Origin of the sequence: Paramicrobacterium fandaimingii, assembly GCF_011751745.2 — a bacterium.
Classification (GTDB): Bacteria; Actinomycetota; Actinomycetes; order Actinomycetales; family Microbacteriaceae; genus Paramicrobacterium; species Paramicrobacterium fandaimingii.
On sequence record NZ_CP061170.1, the window covers coordinates 1,428,792 to 1,444,439 of the forward strand.

Consider the following 15,648-nt stretch of genomic DNA (forward strand, 5'->3'; position numbering starts at 1 on the left):
TCCCTTTCTGCCTCGGTTTGCCGCCCTGGCTTTCCACCTCAAGCCTACGGTGCAACGGCGCTTCAATCGACTCTCACTCGCGCGAAACGTCGATGGCGGGCCTGGCGATCTCGAGTGCGCTGCCTTCGCGGGGTGCGCTGATACTCTGGTGAAACACCAGACCGCCAGGTCGGGAGAGGGGCGCATCGTGGCTTCACAATCTCGAAAGTCTGCGGCATTCGATTTCGTCGTTGTGGCAAATCGGCTGCCTGTTGACTCCGTGACAGGTCCCGATGGCTCGCAGATGTGGCGGCTGTCGCCCGGAGGGCTCGTCACAGCCCTCGAGCCCGTGATGCGCGGCGTTGACGGGGCTTGGATCGGGTGGCCCGGTGCGGCGGATACCGTCGTTGAACCGTTTGAGCACGATGGAATAAAAATGGAGCCCGTCGAGCTCTCAGAACTCGACGTCGAGTATTACTACGAAGGTTTTTCGAACGACACGCTTTGGCCGCTCTACCACGACGTCATCTCGCAGCCGACCTATCACCGTGAGTGGTGGGAAGCCTATCGCGAGGTCAACCGGCGTTTTGCCGATCGGGCGATCGCGATCGCCGCGCCGGGGGCGACCGTGTGGGTGCATGACTATCAGTTGCAGCTCGTCCCGGGCATGCTGCGTGAAGCGCGGCCCGACCTGACAATCGGCTTCTTCAATCACATTCCGTTTCCGGCATACGGTCTTTTCGCGCAGCTGCCCTGGCGCAAGCAGATCGTCCGTGGGCTTCTCGGGGCCGACGTGATCGGCTTTCAGCGCTCGGCCGATGCCGGCAACTTCTCGCGTGCCGTTCGTCGCATCTTCGGCTTCGAGACGAAGGGAACTCGAATCTGGGTTCCCGAAGACACCTCGAAGGACGAGGTAGCCGGATCGCCGCCCTCGCGCAAGGGACTTCCGGTGCGCAGGGTGGTTGCTCGGCACTTCCCGATCTCCATCGACTCAGCCTCATATGCACGGCTGGCCGAGGATCCCGCCGTCATCGCCCGGTCGCAGCAGATTCGCAAAGACCTCGGGAACCCGAAGACGATCATGCTTGGCGTCGACCGTCTCGACTACACGAAAGGCATCAGGCACCGCCTGAAGGCCTATGGCGAGCTGCTTCGCGAGGGGCGCATCGATGTGGAGTCGACAACGCTGATTCAAGTGGCCAGCCCGAGCCGTGAGCGTGTCGATGCGTACATCGCCCTTCGCGATCAGATCGAGGGAACCGTCGGTCGCATCAACGGCGACTTCGGCACAATCGGCCACTCTGCCGTCGTCTATATGCATCATGGGTATCCGCGCGAAGAGATGGTTGCCCTCTACCTGGCGTCCGACGTGATGCTCGTCACGTCGCTGCGTGACGGGATGAACCTGGTGGCGAAGGAGTATGTGGCCGTTCGCGCAGACAACGACGGCATCCTCGTTCTCAGTGAGTTCACGGGCGCCGCAGACGATCTGAAGCAGGCGCTCCTGATCAACCCGCACGATATCGACGGTGTGAAAGACACAATGATCAGCGCCATCGACATGTCGACGGCGGAGCGCAGACGGCGCATGCGCGCTTTGCGTCGGCGCGTCCTTGAGAACGACGTGGCGAAATGGTCAGCTGCGTTTCTCGACGAACTTCAGCACAACTCAACCGCAAAGCGCGGGATTGCGAACGGAGGCGCATCATGACTGCACAGGCACATGTTTTCGACGGAATCCCCGGCCCTCTGCTCGAGGCGCTGCGGTCGCTTGCAAAAACGGCGCAGCTCACCGTCGCACTTGACTTCGACGGCGTTCTCGCCCCGCTCGTTGACCGCCCGAACGATGCTCGGAGCGACCCGAAGAGCCTACAGGCGATTTCGGACCTCGTTTTGCTCTCTGGCACAACCGTTGCACTGGTCTCGGGGCGTTCGCTCGAGAGCCTCCGGGCGGTCAGCGGTTCACCGGATGGCGTTCTGCTGATTGGTTCGCACGGTGCAGAATACGATCTTGGCGATGGTCGCGCCGGCGTCGCGCTGACCGCAGAAGAGAAGCGTGCTCTCACGGAGCTGGAGCGGGCGATCACGGGCGTCGCCTCGCGGCATCCTGAGGCTCGCGTCGAGGGCAAACCAGCAGGGTTCGCGCTGCATACGCGAGGGCTGACTCCGGATGCCGCGCAGGCAGCGCAGCGAGACGCATCGCGCACGATCGGTGCAACTCTCCCCGGTGTCACTCATCGGGCGGGCAAAGACGTTCTTGAGTTCTCTGTCGTCGCCGCGACCAAGGCTGATGCAATGCACCGACTGCGGCTGCACACGACAGCGACCGCGATGCTCTATGCAGGCGACGACGTCACAGACGAGGATGCCTTCGCAGCTCTCGAGCCGGGAGACCTCTCTGTGAAGGTGGGCGCTGGAGCCACGGTTGCGCTGCACCGGCTGCACGGCACAGCCGAGGTCGCGCAGATGCTTCGGGTGCTCGCCTCGGATCGCCGCAACCATCTGCTGGGTGCATAACGCGGGAGTTTGACGCACGGCATAGACTCAAGACATGTCAGAGATCGACGTGAAACCACGCAGCAGGGTCGTCACAGACGGCATCGAGGCGACAACGAGCCGGGGTATGCTTCGCGCCGTCGGAATGGGCGACGAAGACTGGGATAAACCCCAGATCGGCATCGCGTCGTCGTGGAACGAGATTACGCCGTGCAACCTGTCGCTCGACCGCCTCGCGCAGGGAGCGAAGGAAGGCGTGCATTCCGGCGGAGGGTATCCGCTGCAATTCGGCACGATCTCCGTCTCTGACGGCATCTCGATGGGGCATGAGGGGATGCACTTCTCGCTCGTCTCCCGCGAGGTCATCGCCGACTCCGTCGAGACCGTCGTCATGGCTGAGCGTCTCGACGGAACCGTTCTTCTCGCAGGGTGCGACAAGTCCCTTCCGGGGATGCTGATGTCTGCGGCTCGCCTTGACCTTGCGTCGGTTTTTCTCTATGCCGGGTCGATCGCCCCGGGGTGGGTCAAGCTCTCGGACGGCACGGAGAAGGACGTCACGATCATCGACTCCTTCGAGGGCGTCGGAGCCTGCAAGGCCGGAACGATGAGCGAAGAAGATCTGGGGCGCATCGAGTGCGCGATCGCCCCGGGCGAGGGTGCCTGCGGCGGCATGTACACGGCGAACACGATGGCCTCTGTTGCCGAGGCCCTTGGCATGAGCCTTCCCGGCTCCGCAGCGCCGCCGTCTGCCGATCGCCGCCGCGACTATTTCGCGCATCGTTCGGGCGAAGCCGTCGTGGGCATGCTGCGCAAGGGAATCACCGCTCGCGACATCCTGACGAAGGAAGCGTTCGAGAACGCCATCGCCGTGGCGATGGCCTTCGGCGGTTCGACGAACGTGATTCTGCACCTGCTCGCCATCGCGCACGAGGCTGATGTCGATCTGACAATCGATGACTTCAACCGCATCGGCGACACCGTTCCGCACATCGGCGATCTCAAGCCGTTCGGCAAATACGTCATGAACGATGTCGACAGGCACGGGGGAGTGCCCGTCGTGATGAAGGCTCTGCTTGACGCCGGCCTGATCCACGGCGACTGCCTCACGGTCACGGGCAAGACAGTTGCAGAGAACCTCGCGGAGATCAACCCCGAGCCGCTCGACGGCGAGGTTCTTCACACCCTCGACAACCCGATTCATCCGACCGGGGGCATCACCGTGCTCAAGGGAACGATGGCCCCGGGCGGCGCCGTCGTGAAGACTGCCGGTTTCGACTTTGAGGTATTCGAAGGGCCTGCCCGCGTGTTCGAGAGGGAGCGCGCGGCAATGGACGCCCTGACCGAGGGGCAGATCTCTGCGGGCGACGTCATCATCATTCGGTACGAAGGCCCAAAGGGCGGTCCGGGAATGCGAGAAATGCTCGCCATCACGGGGGCCATCAAGGGCGCGGGACTGGGAAAAGATGTATTACTATTGACGGACGGTCGATTCTCAGGCGGCACAACCGGCCTGTGCATCGGCCACATAGCTCCCGAAGCGGTGGACGCAGGTCCGATCGCATTCGTGCGCGATGGTGATCTGATACGGGTCGATATCGCAGCTCGCTCACTTGATCTACTGGTCGACGATGCAGAGCTTGCGGCCCGCCGTGACGGCTGGGCACCGCTTCCTCCCCGCTACACCCGCGGCGTTCTCGCAAAATACTCCAAACTCGTGCGCTCTGCGTCAGAGGGCGCCGTCACGGGGTAGATACCTCTTTCTGCCGACGATCATCAAGGACACTCATCTCTATGTCACGTGACCCCCAACCGACTCCGCCAACACCCACCCCATCGCCTTCTCCCGCGCTCGGCTCGCAGGCTGAGGAGCTCACCGGCGCTGAGGCTGTCGTCCGCACGCTCGAGCTTCTCGGCGTCGACGACATCTTCGGGCTGCCGGGAGGCGCAATTCTCCCGGTCTACGACCCCCTCATGGACTCGAAGAAGCTTCGGCACATTCTTGTGCGCCACGAGCAGGGTGCCGGGCACGCTGCGCAGGGGTACGCGTCGGCAAGCGGCCGGGTCGGAGTGTGCATCGCAACATCCGGCCCCGGTGCGACAAACCTCGTCACGGCAATCGCTGACGCGCACATGGACTCGGTCCCTCTGCTCGCGATCACGGGCCAGGTGTTCTCGACCCTCATGGGAACCGACGCGTTCCAAGAGGCAGACATCGTCGGCATCACCATGCCGATCACGAAGCACTCGTTCCTTGTGAGAAAGGCAGCTGACGTTCCGGCCGCGATCGCGTCGGCGTACCACATCGCCTCGACGGGACGCCCAGGCCCAGTGCTTGTCGACATCACAAAGGATGCCCAGCAGGAGCGTGCGCCCTTCTCATGGCCGCCCAAGATCGACCTGCCTGGCTACCGCCCGGTGACGAAGGCGCACGGCAAGCAGATTCACGCGGCGGCGCAGATGCTCGCTCAGGCGAAGAAACCGGTCTTCTACGTTGGCGGCGGCGTTGTTCGCGCCCAAGCATCAGAAGAGCTGCTCACCCTGGCTGAAACGACGGGGATCCCCGTCGTCACCACGCTCATGGCACGCGGCGCGTTCCCCGACTCGCACAAGCAGAACTTGGGAATGCCGGGAATGCACGGCACCGTTCCGGCGGTGCTCGCTCTTCAGGACTCCGACCTGATCGTGTCTCTCGGTGCTCGCTTCGACGATCGCGTGACGGGAAAGACCTCCGAATTCGCACCGAATGCCAAGATTGTCCACGTTGACGTCGACCCGGCAGAGATCTCCAAGATCCGCACGGCAGACGTTCCCATCGTCGGCGATGCCAAAGACGTCATCGTCGATCTGACGTCTGCGTTCACGCAGGCCACGGGTGCAGACGAGCCCGACTACGCCGAGTGGTGGCGCTACCTCGACGGACTGCGCGAGCAGTTCCCTCTGGGCTATGCGGAGACGACCGATGGACTTCTGTCGCCGCAGAAGGTGATTCAGCGCATCGGAGAGCTCACCGGGCCAGAAGGCATCTACGTCGCCGGGGTCGGCCAGCATCAGATGTGGGCGGCGCAGTTCATCACGTACGAGCGCCCCAACTCCTGGCTCAACTCGGGCGGTGCCGGCACCATGGGATACTCCGTGCCCGCGGCCATGGGGGCGAAGGTTGCCGAACCAGACAGGCCGGTGTGGTCGATCGATGGTGACGGATGCTTCCAGATGACAAATCAGGAGCTTGCCACCTGCACCATCAACAAGATCCCCATCAAGGTGGCGATCATCAACAACTCGTCGCTCGGAATGGTCAAGCAGTGGCAGACGCTGTTCTACGACGGACGCCACTCGAACACCGAACTCGATACGGGTCACGACTCGGTGCACATTCCCGACTTCGTCAAACTCGCAGACGCATACGGATGCCTCGGCATCCGCGTCACGAAAGACGAGGAGATCGACGACGCCATCAAGCTCGCGCTCGAGACAAACGACAGACCTGTCGTCATCGACTTCGTTGTGAGCAAAGACGCCATGGTCTGGCCTATGGTGCCGCAGGGCGTCAGCAATAGCTACGTGCAGTATGCCCGCGAGCACAGCCCCGAATTCGATGAGGAGGTCTGACGATGACCGAACATGTTCTGAGTCTTCTTGTCGAAGACAAGCCCGGCCTCCTCACACGTGTCGCCGGCCTCTTCGCCCGGCGCGGGTTCAACATCGAATCGCTTGCCGTGGGTGCGAGCGAGGTCAGCGGCCTCTCTCGCATCACCGTCGTCGTCGACGTTGACACACAGCCGCTTGAGCAGGTGACGAAGCAGCTCAACAAGCTCGTCAACGTCATCAAGATCGTCGAACTCGAGCCATCGCAGTCTGTGTTGAGAGAGCACATGCTGATCAAAGTGAAGGTCGACAACGTCACGCGCTCTCAAGTGCTCGAAGCCGTCAATCTCTTTCGTGCTCGCGTCGTCGACGTGGCAACGGATGCCGTTGTCATCGAGGTGACGGGCGATTCGGGCAAGACGCGCGCGCTTCTCCGGGTGCTTGAGCCGTTTGGCATCAAGGAGCTTGCTCAGTCGGGGCTGCTCGCCATCGGCCGTGGACCGAAGTCGATAACGGAACGCGTTTTCAAGAACTGACACCGGGCGGCCCGCTGCATCGCAGCATCCGTCGAGACCTATTTCCAACAAGAAGGAGAACCCACACTGTGACTGAGATTGTCTATGACCAAGATGCCGATCTGTCGATCATCCAGGGTAAGAAGGTGGCCGTCGTCGGCTATGGCTCGCAGGGGCACGCGCACGCGCTGAACCTGCGCGACTCGGGCGTCGAGGTCGTCGTCGGCCTCAAGGAAGGCTCCACCTCGATTGCCAAGGCCGAGGAGCAGGGCTTCACTGTGAAGACCGTCGCCGAGGCATCCGCCTGGGCTGACGTGATCGTCATCCTCGCTCCAGACCAGTACCAGCGCACGATCTACGCTGACTCCATCAAGGATCAGCTGAGCGATGGCAAGGTTCTTGTCTTCGGGCACGGTTTCAACATTCGCTTCGGCTACATCGAGGCTCCCGAGGGCGTCGACGTCATCATGGTCGCTCCGAAGGGACCGGGCCACACGGTGCGCCGCGAGTTTGAAGCCGGACGTGGTGTTCCCGTGATCGTCGCCGTCGAGAAGGATGCATCGGGAAGCGCGTGGGATCTCGCGTGGTCGTACGCCAAGGGCATCGGCGGACTTCGTGCCGGCGGCATCAAGACCACGTTCACCGAAGAGACCGAAACCGACCTGTTCGGCGAGCAGGCCGTGCTCTGCGGTGGCACGTCGCAGCTGGTTCAGTATGGCTTCGAGACGCTCATCGAGGCGGGCTACCAGCCGCAGATCGCGTACTTCGAGGTGCTGCACGAGCTCAAACTCATCGTCGACCTGATGTGGGAGGGTGGCATCGCCAAGCAGCGGTGGAGCATCTCTGACACGGCCGAGTACGGGGACTACGTGTCGGGCCCGCGCGTCATCGACCCGAGCGTCAAGGAGAACATGAAGGCCGTTCTCTCTGACATTCAGGACGGCTCGTTCGCCAAGCGGTTCATCGACGACCAGGACAACGGTCAGAAGGAGTTCCTCGAGCTTCGCAAGAAGGGCGAGAACCACCCGATCGAGACGACCGGTCGCGAACTGCGCAAGCTCTTCGCCTGGAACTCCTCGAGCGACGACGACTACACAGACGGCTCCGTCGCCCGCTAGTCACGCGCAAAGCTGATGGGCTCCGGTGCTGGTTCACCGGAGCCCATCAGCGTCTGTGAACGCGAAAGCGCTCGTCAGTCCTGACGCGTCGAGCTGACCAGAATTCCGCGCTGGGTGAGCAGCTCGCCAACGGCCTGGTCAACCTCGGTGAACACGTTGTTCGCCCGGGCGACTCCGATTGCTCCGCCCATCGCGCCCGATCCCGTCTCGCGCATCGGGCGCGCCAGAAGCTGGCCGTTGTGATCGTAGAAGTAGAGCCCATATGCGAAACGCTGTTTCTTCCCCGCGAGAGCGCCAAGGAACATTGTGGCCTTCTTGCTTCCGCGTGCAACGCTCCACCTCCCACTCGGTTCGACCTCAACGCCGAAACCCTGTGAAGCAAGTGCCTCCCGGATCACTGCTTTTGCCTGCTCTGGATCCCCAGAGATGATGTAATCAATCGTCATAGCCATGTGGGCATCCTTTCGTCGGGCAGTTGCGCTCGTCATCGTAGCCGTGACCCGTGCGCGGTGCACAGGGGGAGTTCTCCCCGTCTGCTGCGACGCGAGTACGCTTGAGGCATGAGCCGTGACCGTGACGACGACCCACTGAGCTGGGCCGGGGACGACGATCCGACGCTGCAGACCGGCGCGGCCGATCATCCGGTGACGAAGAAGTCCGCACGAAAGCGTGCGCGGAGCACTGCTCCCACGGCGGCCGTCGCTGATTCATCGCAGCAGCTCGGCTCAACGATGCTCGTCGTGCTGGGCATCCTCGGCGGAATCTATCTCTTGTACACGGTGGGATGGGCGCTCAACATTGGCCGCGATAGCTACGCCGTTGCCTCTCCCATCGACCAAATCATGTACACGGGTGGTCTCTGGCTGGCCGCAGCGGCGGCACCGCTCTGGTTCGCGGCATCCTTGTGGTTCACACGCGGGCACGCACGAGCCCGCATCATCTGGCTCCTTCTCGGAATGCTGGTGCTGATTCCCTGGCCGTTCGTGATCGGAGGGCTGTGATGACGCAAGCGGTATCGCCTCGCGACCGGTACAGGCAATGGCCCTCGCTCGCCCTCGGCATCCTCTTCGGTCTGTTCTACGCCTACGATCTGTGGGAAGCCGTCGGCAATGTTCTCACTCTCGCCGGCGTGGCCTCGCAGCTCGGAATCACGCTGAGCGCTGCGGCGTGGGTCGTTCTGATCGTCAGCATTCTGATGCCCATCGGCATTTTCATCACGGCACTCCTGCTCGGACGCTCGCATCGGTACAGTGTTCAAGCCGTCTTCTACGTGTGCGGCCTTGCCGTCTCTGCCGCCACGTATCTGAGCCTCGTCTCCGCGATCAGCTTCGCATAACGTCACACGAATTTTGCGTCCACTAAACTGTGACGCATCTTCGTCTCACCGTCGCGGCGTTGCCATCTCATCCGCCGAACCCGTAAGGATATGCCTGTGTCACAGCCGGTCGTGCTGATCGCCGAAGAACTCTCTCCCGCAACTGTCGATGCCCTCGGGCCGGACTTCGATGTCAGAAAGGTGGATGGCACCGACCGCGAAGCCCTATTCTCGGCGCTGAACACCGCCCAAGCCGTGCTGATCCGATCCGCGACAAAGATGGATGCCGAGGCAATCTCGCATGCACCGAACCTGAAGGTCATTGCACGCGCCGGCGTCGGGCTCGACAACGTCGACATCAAGGCAGCGACAACAGCGGGCGTGATGGTTGTGAACGCACCGACGTCGAACATCATCTCGGCGGCCGAGTTGACGGTTGGGCACGTGCTCAGTCTGGCTCGTCACATTCCGGCGGCGAATCACTCACTGTCTAACGGTGCATGGAAGCGCTCGGCGTACACGGGCGTCGAGCTCTATGAGAAGACCGTCGGCATCATCGGACTCGGCCGCATCGGCGCACTCATCACGGCACGGCTGCAGTCGTTCGGCGTCTCCGTCGTCGCCTACGACCCCTACGTCACGAGCGCCCGCGCTCAGCAGCTCGGTGTTCAGCTCGTCACGCTCGACGAGCTTCTCGAGACAGCGGACTTCGTCACAATTCACATGCCGAAGACTCCCGAGACCACGGGAATGATCAGCACAGACCAACTCGCGAAGATGAAGTCAAGTGCGTTCATCATCAATGTCGCGCGCGGTGGGCTCATCGACGAAGACGCTCTGTACGAGGCTTTGGCTTCTCACACCATCGCTGGAGCGGCAATCGACGTCTTCGTGTCAGAGCCGCCGACAGCGTCAAAGCTTCTTGCCCTCGACAACATCGTCGTCACTCCGCACTTGGGAGCCTCGACGAGCGAAGCACAGGAGAAGGCGGGCGTTTCGGTGGCAAAGTCCGTTCGGCTCGCGCTCGGGGGCGAACTCGTTCCTGATGCAGTGAATGTCGCGGGCGGCATCATCGACCCATACGTTCGCCCCGGCATTCCGCTTGTGGAAAAGCTCGGTCAGGTGTTCTCCGGAATCACGCACTCGCCGCTCACGAGCGTTGACATCGAGGTGCACGGAGAGCTCAATGACTACGACGTCAGCGTTTACAAGCTCGCGGCGCTCAAAGGAATCTTCACAAACGTCGTCAGCGAGAGCGTCTCGTACGTCAATGCCCCTCTTCTGGCGGAGCAGCGTGGCATCGACGTGCGCCAGATCACGGATGCCGTCAGCGAGGAGTACCGAAACATCATCACGATTCGTGGTGCGCTGAGTGACGGCTCGCAGATCTCGGTGTCAGGAACGCTGACCGGAACCAAGCAGACCGAGAAGATCGTCGAAATCAACGGCTATGACGTCGAGGTGCCGATCGACAAGCATCACGTCGTGCTGCTGTACACCGATCGCCCGGGAATCGTTGCGGTGTATGGCCAGCAGTTCGGCGCCGCCGAAGTGAACATCGCGAACATGCAGATTGCACGCCACGAAGCCGGTGGTGAAGCCCTCAGCGTGCTCACGATCGATTCACCCGCTCCCGACGGCGTACTCGACCAGATCGCCGAGGCAACGCAGGCGAGGCTCGTCCGCGAGATCGACATCACGGAATAGCAGCACCATCTGAACAGCACACGGCGGCTGGCTCCTCACCGGGCCAGCCGCCGTGTGCTGTGTCGTTCCAGTGTTCTGTGTTGCTACAGGGCGCTGCCGTTGTCGCCGTGCTCTGTGGTGTCGTAGGGCTGGCCGGTTCGCCTGTCGATGCCCTGGCGGCGGGTGACAACCGTGCGGCGCTTGCGGAAGGCAAGCACGATGCCGAGAATGACAACCAGCACTCCGGCAGCCATCAGGATGTACCCGATCATGTCGAGGTCGATGAATTGCACGTCGACATTCACCGCGAACGTGAGAATCGCGCCGATGGCGATGAGAAAGATTCCTGCTCCGATGCTCATCGTGTCTTCCTTTCGGTAATGGTAACCGTCGGCTTCACCATACAACTCGCTCGGTGTTCGGCACGGGAACCTGCTAGATTCAGGTTTGTCGCCACTGCCATCGCGTGTGGCGGCGCTGTGGCTGAATGTGCGGGTGCGACAAGCACCGCAACCCGGCCAGGCAATGTCTGCCTCTCACGTTGACCGGTGCGTTACTGAGCGCTTGCGATCCCGCAGCCATCTCCGCAACCGGCGGCGTCAGCCTGTCCGTGGCGACATCGCACGCCACGACGTCCGCCACGAAGCTCCTCGCCCTGAGGCATCCCGCGACACGGCTGAAACCCCATCCTTTTTCCGCACGCCAGAAACACGCGTTTCTGCGTGGCACTGAACCGAGGACTTCCCGATGACGATCACCGCAGATGCGGCACCACTGAGCTTTCAGCGTCATCTCACAGAGACGCCGGCCCCGACGAAGACCCGTGAGCGCATTCTGACGGATCCCGGCTTCGGTCGGCATTTCACCGATCACATGGTGGCTGTCGACTGGTCGAGCGATCGCGGCTGGCACGATGCCCGGCTGCAGCCCTATGGCCCACTCGAAATGTCGCCGGCTTCGGCTGTGCTGCACTACGGGCAGGAGGTCTTCGAAGGGCTCAAGGCATATCGGCACGCTGACGGATCGATCTGGACGTTTCGGCCCGAGCAGAACGCGGCGCGGCTTCAGCGCTCCGCTCGCCGCCTTGCTCTTCCCGAGCTGAGCACAGCCGACTTTCTCGAGTCACTTCGCGTTCTGGTCTCGGCCGACGCGGCATGGGTTCCCAGCGGGGCCGAGCGCAGCCTCTACCTTCGCCCGTTCATTATCGCCAACGAGACATTCATCGGCGTGCGCCCGGCTCGTGTCGCCGCGTACTACGCGATCGCGTCTCCCGCGGGGTTCTCTTTTGACGAGGGCGTGAAGCCCGTATCGATCTGGGTGTCAACCGAATTCTCGCGGGCAGGGCGCGGAGGCACCGGTGCGGCAAAGTCCGGCGGAAACTATGCCGCGTCGCTGCTGCCTCAGCAGGAAGCACAGCGCAACGGCTGCGCGCAGGTGCTGTTCGCCGACGCCGAGACGGGAACGCGTGTCGACGAGGTGGGAAGCATGAACATCTTCTTCCTGACGCGAGAGAATTCACTCGTCACGCCCGCGGCATCCGGCAGCATCCTTGAGGGGATCACGCGCGACAGCGTCATTCAACTCGCGCGAGACCGTGGACTTCGGGTCGACGAACGCGACGTGCTGATCTCGGAGCTCTGCGACGGTTTGGCCGGGGGAGAGATCACCGAGATCTTCGCGACGGGAACGGCAGGGGTGATCACGCCGATCGCGCAGGTGAAGAGCCGCGAAGGCACCTGGGGACGAGTGGATGCTGCCGTCGGCCCCGTCACGCGAGAACTGCGTGACGAACTCACTGGAATCCAGCACGGCCACCGTGCCGACCGGTACGGGTGGATGTGGCGGCTCGATGAATGACGCACGCCACGATCCAACCCCCGCGACGGCGGTAGGCTTGAGCCGTAACACCGTCACATTTCCCAGGAGCCACATGTCACGCACGCTGTCACTTGCCGTTATTCCCGGAGACGGAATCGGTCCGGAGGTGATCGCCGAGGCAGAGAAGGTGCTTGATTCTGCGCTGTCTGGCAGCGACATCACGCTGACGAAGGAACGATTCTCCCTTGGGGCGCGGCGCTACCTCGAGACCGGCGACGTGCTCACCGATGACGATCTGGCAGCCATCGCGGCGAAAGACGCGATTCTGCTCGGAGCGGTCGGTGGAGAGCCGGGCGACCCACGGCTGAAAGACGCGAACATCGAGCGCGGGCTTCTTCTGAAGCTTCGCTTCAGCCTCGACCACTACGTCAATCTGCGGCCGACTCGGGTGTACCCGGGGGTTCCGAGTCCTCTGCGAGACGCGGGCGACGTCGACTTCGTCGTTGTGCGCGAGGGCACCGAGGGCCCCTATGTCGGCAACGGCGGCAGCATCCGTCAGGGAACCGAGAACGAGATCGCCAACGAGGTGTCGGTAAACACCGCATACGGGGTTGACCGCGTTGTTCGCTTCGCCTTTGCGAAGGCGCAGTCGCGCCGAGGTCGGCTGACGCTTGTGCACAAGACAAACGTTCTCGTTTTCTCCGGGTCGCTGTGGAAGCGAACCGTCGACGCTGTCGGCACCGAGTTTCCCGATGTCGCTGTCGACTACCTGCACGTCGACGCGGCAACGATCTTCATGGTCACCGATCCCGCTCGCTTCGACGTGATCGTCACAGACAACCTCTTCGGAGACATTCTCACCGACCTTGCCGGTGCGATCAGCGGGGGAATCGGTCTGGCCGCATCGGGAAACCTCAATCCTGCGGGAACCTTCCCGAGCATGTTCGAGCCAGTGCACGGTTCTGCCCCCGACATCGCCGGCCAGCAGAAGGCCGACCCGACCGCGGCCATTCTCTCCGTTGCGCTCATGCTCGACCATTTCGCCCTCGCGGCGCAGGCAGCAGCCATCTCGAAGGCTGTCGAGGCAGACATCGCGGAACGCACTGGAGCGACCCGCACGACGACCGAGATCGGCGACGCCATCGTCGCCCGCCTCACTGACGAGGCACTCGCATTCGCATCGAGACAAGAGGAAAACTGATGACAACGGTTTCTGACTCGCCCGCGCTCACCTTTGCGCGAACGCTCAACCCGACACCCGCAACGGCAGAGGAACGCGACGCCGTGCTCGCGAACCCGGGCTTCGGCATCCACTTCTCTGACCATATGGTGTCGATCGACTGGACGCTGGAGTCCGGCTGGCGCGATGCGCGACTTGTGCCGTATGGCCCGCTGCAGCTCGACCCGGGGTCGGCGGTTCTGCATTACGGTCAGGAAGTCTTCGAGGGCCTCAAGGCGTATCGCCACGATGACGGCTCCATCTGGACGTTCCGCCCCGAGAAGAACGCTGAGCGCCTTCAGCGGTCAGCGAGGCGCCTCGCTCTTCCCGAGCTGCCCGTCGAGGACTTTCTCACCTCGCTCAAGCAAATCGTCTCCGTCGACGGTGCCTGGGTTCCGCCGGGCGACGACGGCAGCCTCTATCTTCGCCCGTTCATGATCGCCAACGAGACGTTCCTCGGGGTTCGTGCCGCACACACCGTTGCGTACTACGTGATCGCCTCTCCGGCCGGGCCCTATTTCACCGGTGGAGTTACTCCCGTCTCCATCTGGCTCTCGACGCAGTACTCGCGCGCAGGGCGAGGCGGAACCGGTGCGGCGAAGTGCGGCGGCAACTATGCGGCATCCCTTCTGCCACAAGAAGAAGCAGCCAAGAACGGATGCTCGCAGGTGCTGTTTCTCGATGCAGAAACCGGCACGCACGTCGACGAGCTTGGCGGCATGAACGTGTTCTTCGTGATGGGAGGCGACACTCTCGTCACGCCGGCGACCTCGGGCAGCATCCTCGAGGGTGTCACCCGTGACAGCGTCATTCAGCTGGCGAAGGATCGCGGCATGACGGTGGAAGAGCGCGACATCACCCTCGACGAATGGCGCGAGGGCGTCGACTCGGGGCGCATCACCGAGATATTCGCCTGTGGAACCGCAGCGGTGATCACTCCCATCGCACAGGTGAAGAGCGCTGACTTCACCATCGGCTCGGCCGACGCTCCGGCCGGGGAGATCACCATGGCGCTGCGCAAGGAACTCACCGACATTCAGCATGGCCGCGCCGAAGACCGCCACGGCTGGCTCTACCGACTCGACGCCTGACACCAAAGGGGACCGACCCGTGAAGATTGCCCGTTTCAGCCACGATGGCGCCATCAACTATGGAATCGTCGACGGCGATGCTCTCGTCGTACTCGATGGCGACCCGATGTACACCGGATTCAACCCGACGGGGGAGCGCGTGCCGCGCGAAAGCGCGACGCTGCTCGCTCCGGTGATTCCGCGTTCGAAGGTCGTCGCCGTCGGAAAGAACTATCTCGATCACGCCCAAGAAATGGGCGGAGAGGCGCCAGAAGAGCCGCTGCTGTTTCTCAAGCCGAACACGGCGGTGATCGGCCCGGGTGATCGGATCATTCTTCCCGAGCTTTCCGACCAGGTAGAGCATGAGGGCGAGCTCGCCGTGATCATCGGCGCGATCGCGCGCAACGTCGCCGCGGAAGACGCCGCATCGGTCATCTTTGGGTACACCGCAGCAAACGATGTGACGGCGCGCGATCTTCAGCGTGCAGACGGTCAATGGGCGCGTGCAAAGGGCTTTGACACGTTCTGCCCGCTCGGCCCCATCGTCGATACGGACTTCACTCCGACGAGCGGAACCATTCAGACGCGGGTGAACGGCGAGGTGCGTCAGCAGGCTCCGCTGAGCAACATGATTCACTCGGTGGGGGCGATCATCGCCCATGCCTCGGCGGTGTTCACACTTCTTCCGGGCGATGTCATCTTGACTGGCACCCCCGCTGGGGTGGGGCGATTGCTCTCTGGTGACGTCGTTGAGGTTGAGATCGACGGCATCGGAACTCTCAGCAACCCTGTAGTCTGAGCCGCCCGGCCTCCCCATCGCGTGGCGATAAACTGTTCACCGAGCGTT

The 15,648-nt window shown here is 62.8% G+C and carries 15 protein-coding genes; 13 read left to right on the forward strand and 2 right to left on the reverse strand.

What is annotated here, in order from left to right; all coding sequences use genetic code 11:
* Nucleotides 1-187: 187 nt before the first annotated feature.
* The 6 genes from HCR84_RS06930 (at nucleotide 188) to ilvC (ending at nucleotide 7,693) form a co-directional block, all read left to right on the forward strand.
* The gene (locus HCR84_RS06930) at nucleotides 188-1,690 is read left to right on the forward strand and encodes an alpha,alpha-trehalose-phosphate synthase (UDP-forming) (protein ID WP_244972585.1); all 1,503 of its coding nucleotides are present in this window, start codon (nucleotides 188-190) and stop codon (nucleotides 1,688-1,690) included.
* Entirely contained in the window at nucleotides 1,687-2,496 is an 810-nt protein-coding gene (gene otsB, locus HCR84_RS06935; RefSeq protein ID WP_166983377.1) for a trehalose-phosphatase, read from the forward strand. Before HCR84_RS06930 ends, otsB begins: the two co-directional genes overlap by 4 nt.
* A 34-nt stretch (nucleotides 2,497-2,530) precedes the next feature.
* Complete coding sequence (ilvD, locus tag HCR84_RS06940) at nucleotides 2,531-4,225, forward strand: dihydroxy-acid dehydratase (protein WP_166983378.1); 1,695 nt, start codon at nucleotides 2,531-2,533, stop codon at nucleotides 4,223-4,225.
* Nucleotides 4,226-4,266: 41 nt separating this feature from the next.
* Nucleotides 4,267-6,084, forward strand: coding sequence for an acetolactate synthase large subunit (locus tag HCR84_RS06945; RefSeq protein ID WP_166983379.1), 1,818 nt, complete (start codon nucleotides 4,267-4,269; stop codon nucleotides 6,082-6,084).
* A gap of 2 nt (nucleotides 6,085-6,086) precedes the next feature.
* Nucleotides 6,087-6,596 (forward strand): acetolactate synthase small subunit, encoded by a 510-nt coding sequence (ilvN, locus tag HCR84_RS06950; RefSeq protein WP_195706699.1) that lies wholly within the window; start codon nucleotides 6,087-6,089, stop codon nucleotides 6,594-6,596.
* A gap of 68 nt (nucleotides 6,597-6,664) precedes the next feature.
* The gene (gene ilvC, locus HCR84_RS06955; protein WP_166983380.1) at nucleotides 6,665-7,693 is read left to right on the forward strand and encodes a ketol-acid reductoisomerase; all 1,029 of its coding nucleotides are present in this window, start codon (nucleotides 6,665-6,667) and stop codon (nucleotides 7,691-7,693) included.
* Nucleotides 7,694-7,767: 74 nt separating this feature from the next.
* On the opposite strand, the gene HCR84_RS06960 is transcribed toward ilvC, so the two are convergent.
* Nucleotides 7,768-8,145 (reverse strand): hypothetical protein, encoded by a 378-nt coding sequence (locus HCR84_RS06960; RefSeq protein ID WP_166983381.1) that lies wholly within the window; start codon nucleotides 8,143-8,145, stop codon nucleotides 7,768-7,770.
* A 108-nt stretch (nucleotides 8,146-8,253) separates the two neighbouring features.
* On the opposite strand from HCR84_RS06960, the gene HCR84_RS06965 reads away from it, so the two are divergent.
* The 3 genes from HCR84_RS06965 (at nucleotide 8,254) to serA (ending at nucleotide 10,715) form a co-directional block, all read left to right on the forward strand.
* Nucleotides 8,254-8,694, forward strand: coding sequence for a hypothetical protein (locus HCR84_RS06965; RefSeq protein WP_166983382.1), 441 nt, complete (start codon nucleotides 8,254-8,256; stop codon nucleotides 8,692-8,694).
* Nucleotides 8,694-9,029, forward strand: a complete 336-nt coding sequence (locus HCR84_RS06970) for a hypothetical protein (protein WP_166983383.1) — start codon at nucleotides 8,694-8,696, stop codon at nucleotides 9,027-9,029. The genes HCR84_RS06965 and HCR84_RS06970 overlap by 1 nt, the downstream gene beginning before the upstream one ends.
* Nucleotides 9,030-9,125: 96 nt before the next feature.
* Entirely contained in the window at nucleotides 9,126-10,715 is a 1,590-nt protein-coding gene (gene serA / locus HCR84_RS06975) for a phosphoglycerate dehydrogenase (protein ID WP_166983384.1), read from the forward strand.
* Between the two features lie 83 nt (nucleotides 10,716-10,798).
* On the opposite strand, the gene HCR84_RS06980 is transcribed toward serA, so the two are convergent.
* Nucleotides 10,799-11,056, reverse strand: a complete 258-nt coding sequence (locus HCR84_RS06980; RefSeq protein ID WP_166983385.1) for a DUF6458 family protein — start codon at nucleotides 11,054-11,056, stop codon at nucleotides 10,799-10,801.
* A 391-nt stretch (nucleotides 11,057-11,447) separates the two neighbouring features.
* On the opposite strand from HCR84_RS06980, the gene HCR84_RS06985 reads away from it, so the two are divergent.
* From HCR84_RS06985 to HCR84_RS07000, 4 genes are all read left to right on the forward strand, one after another.
* On the forward strand, nucleotides 11,448-12,551 hold the full coding sequence (locus tag HCR84_RS06985) for a branched-chain amino acid aminotransferase (protein ID WP_434063558.1): 1,104 nt from the start codon (nucleotides 11,448-11,450) through the stop codon (nucleotides 12,549-12,551).
* A 73-nt stretch (nucleotides 12,552-12,624) separates the two neighbouring features.
* Entirely contained in the window at nucleotides 12,625-13,713 is a 1,089-nt protein-coding gene (locus HCR84_RS06990) for a 3-isopropylmalate dehydrogenase (protein WP_166983387.1), read from the forward strand.
* Complete coding sequence (locus HCR84_RS06995; protein WP_166983388.1) at nucleotides 13,713-14,822, forward strand: branched-chain amino acid aminotransferase; 1,110 nt, start codon at nucleotides 13,713-13,715, stop codon at nucleotides 14,820-14,822. The genes HCR84_RS06990 and HCR84_RS06995 overlap by 1 nt, the downstream gene beginning before the upstream one ends.
* A gap of 19 nt (nucleotides 14,823-14,841) precedes the next feature.
* The gene (locus HCR84_RS07000; RefSeq protein ID WP_166983389.1) at nucleotides 14,842-15,600 is read left to right on the forward strand and encodes a fumarylacetoacetate hydrolase family protein; all 759 of its coding nucleotides are present in this window, start codon (nucleotides 14,842-14,844) and stop codon (nucleotides 15,598-15,600) included.
* The last annotated feature ends 48 nt before the right edge of the window (nucleotides 15,601-15,648 follow it).

Coding starts and splice junctions, on each gene's coding strand:
- HCR84_RS06990 (WP_166983387.1), top strand. CDS start 12,625: ATGTCACGCACGCTGTCACTTGCCGTTATTCCCGGAGACGGAATCGGT.
- otsB (WP_166983377.1), top strand. CDS start 1,687: ATGACTGCACAGGCACATGTTTTCGACGGAATCCCCGGCCCTCTGCTC.
- HCR84_RS06980 (WP_166983385.1), bottom strand. CDS start 11,056: ATGAGCATCGGAGCAGGAATCTTTCTCATCGCCATCGGCGCGATTCTC.
- HCR84_RS06995 (WP_166983388.1), top strand. CDS start 13,713: ATGACAACGGTTTCTGACTCGCCCGCGCTCACCTTTGCGCGAACGCTC.
- HCR84_RS06965 (WP_166983382.1), top strand. CDS start 8,254: ATGAGCCGTGACCGTGACGACGACCCACTGAGCTGGGCCGGGGACGAC.
- ilvD (WP_166983378.1), top strand. CDS start 2,531: ATGTCAGAGATCGACGTGAAACCACGCAGCAGGGTCGTCACAGACGGC.
- HCR84_RS06960 (WP_166983381.1), bottom strand. CDS start 8,145: ATGGCTATGACGATTGATTACATCATCTCTGGGGATCCAGAGCAGGCA.
- HCR84_RS06945 (WP_166983379.1), top strand. CDS start 4,267: ATGTCACGTGACCCCCAACCGACTCCGCCAACACCCACCCCATCGCCT.
- ilvN (WP_195706699.1), top strand. CDS start 6,087: ATGACCGAACATGTTCTGAGTCTTCTTGTCGAAGACAAGCCCGGCCTC.
- HCR84_RS06970 (WP_166983383.1), top strand. CDS start 8,694: ATGACGCAAGCGGTATCGCCTCGCGACCGGTACAGGCAATGGCCCTCG.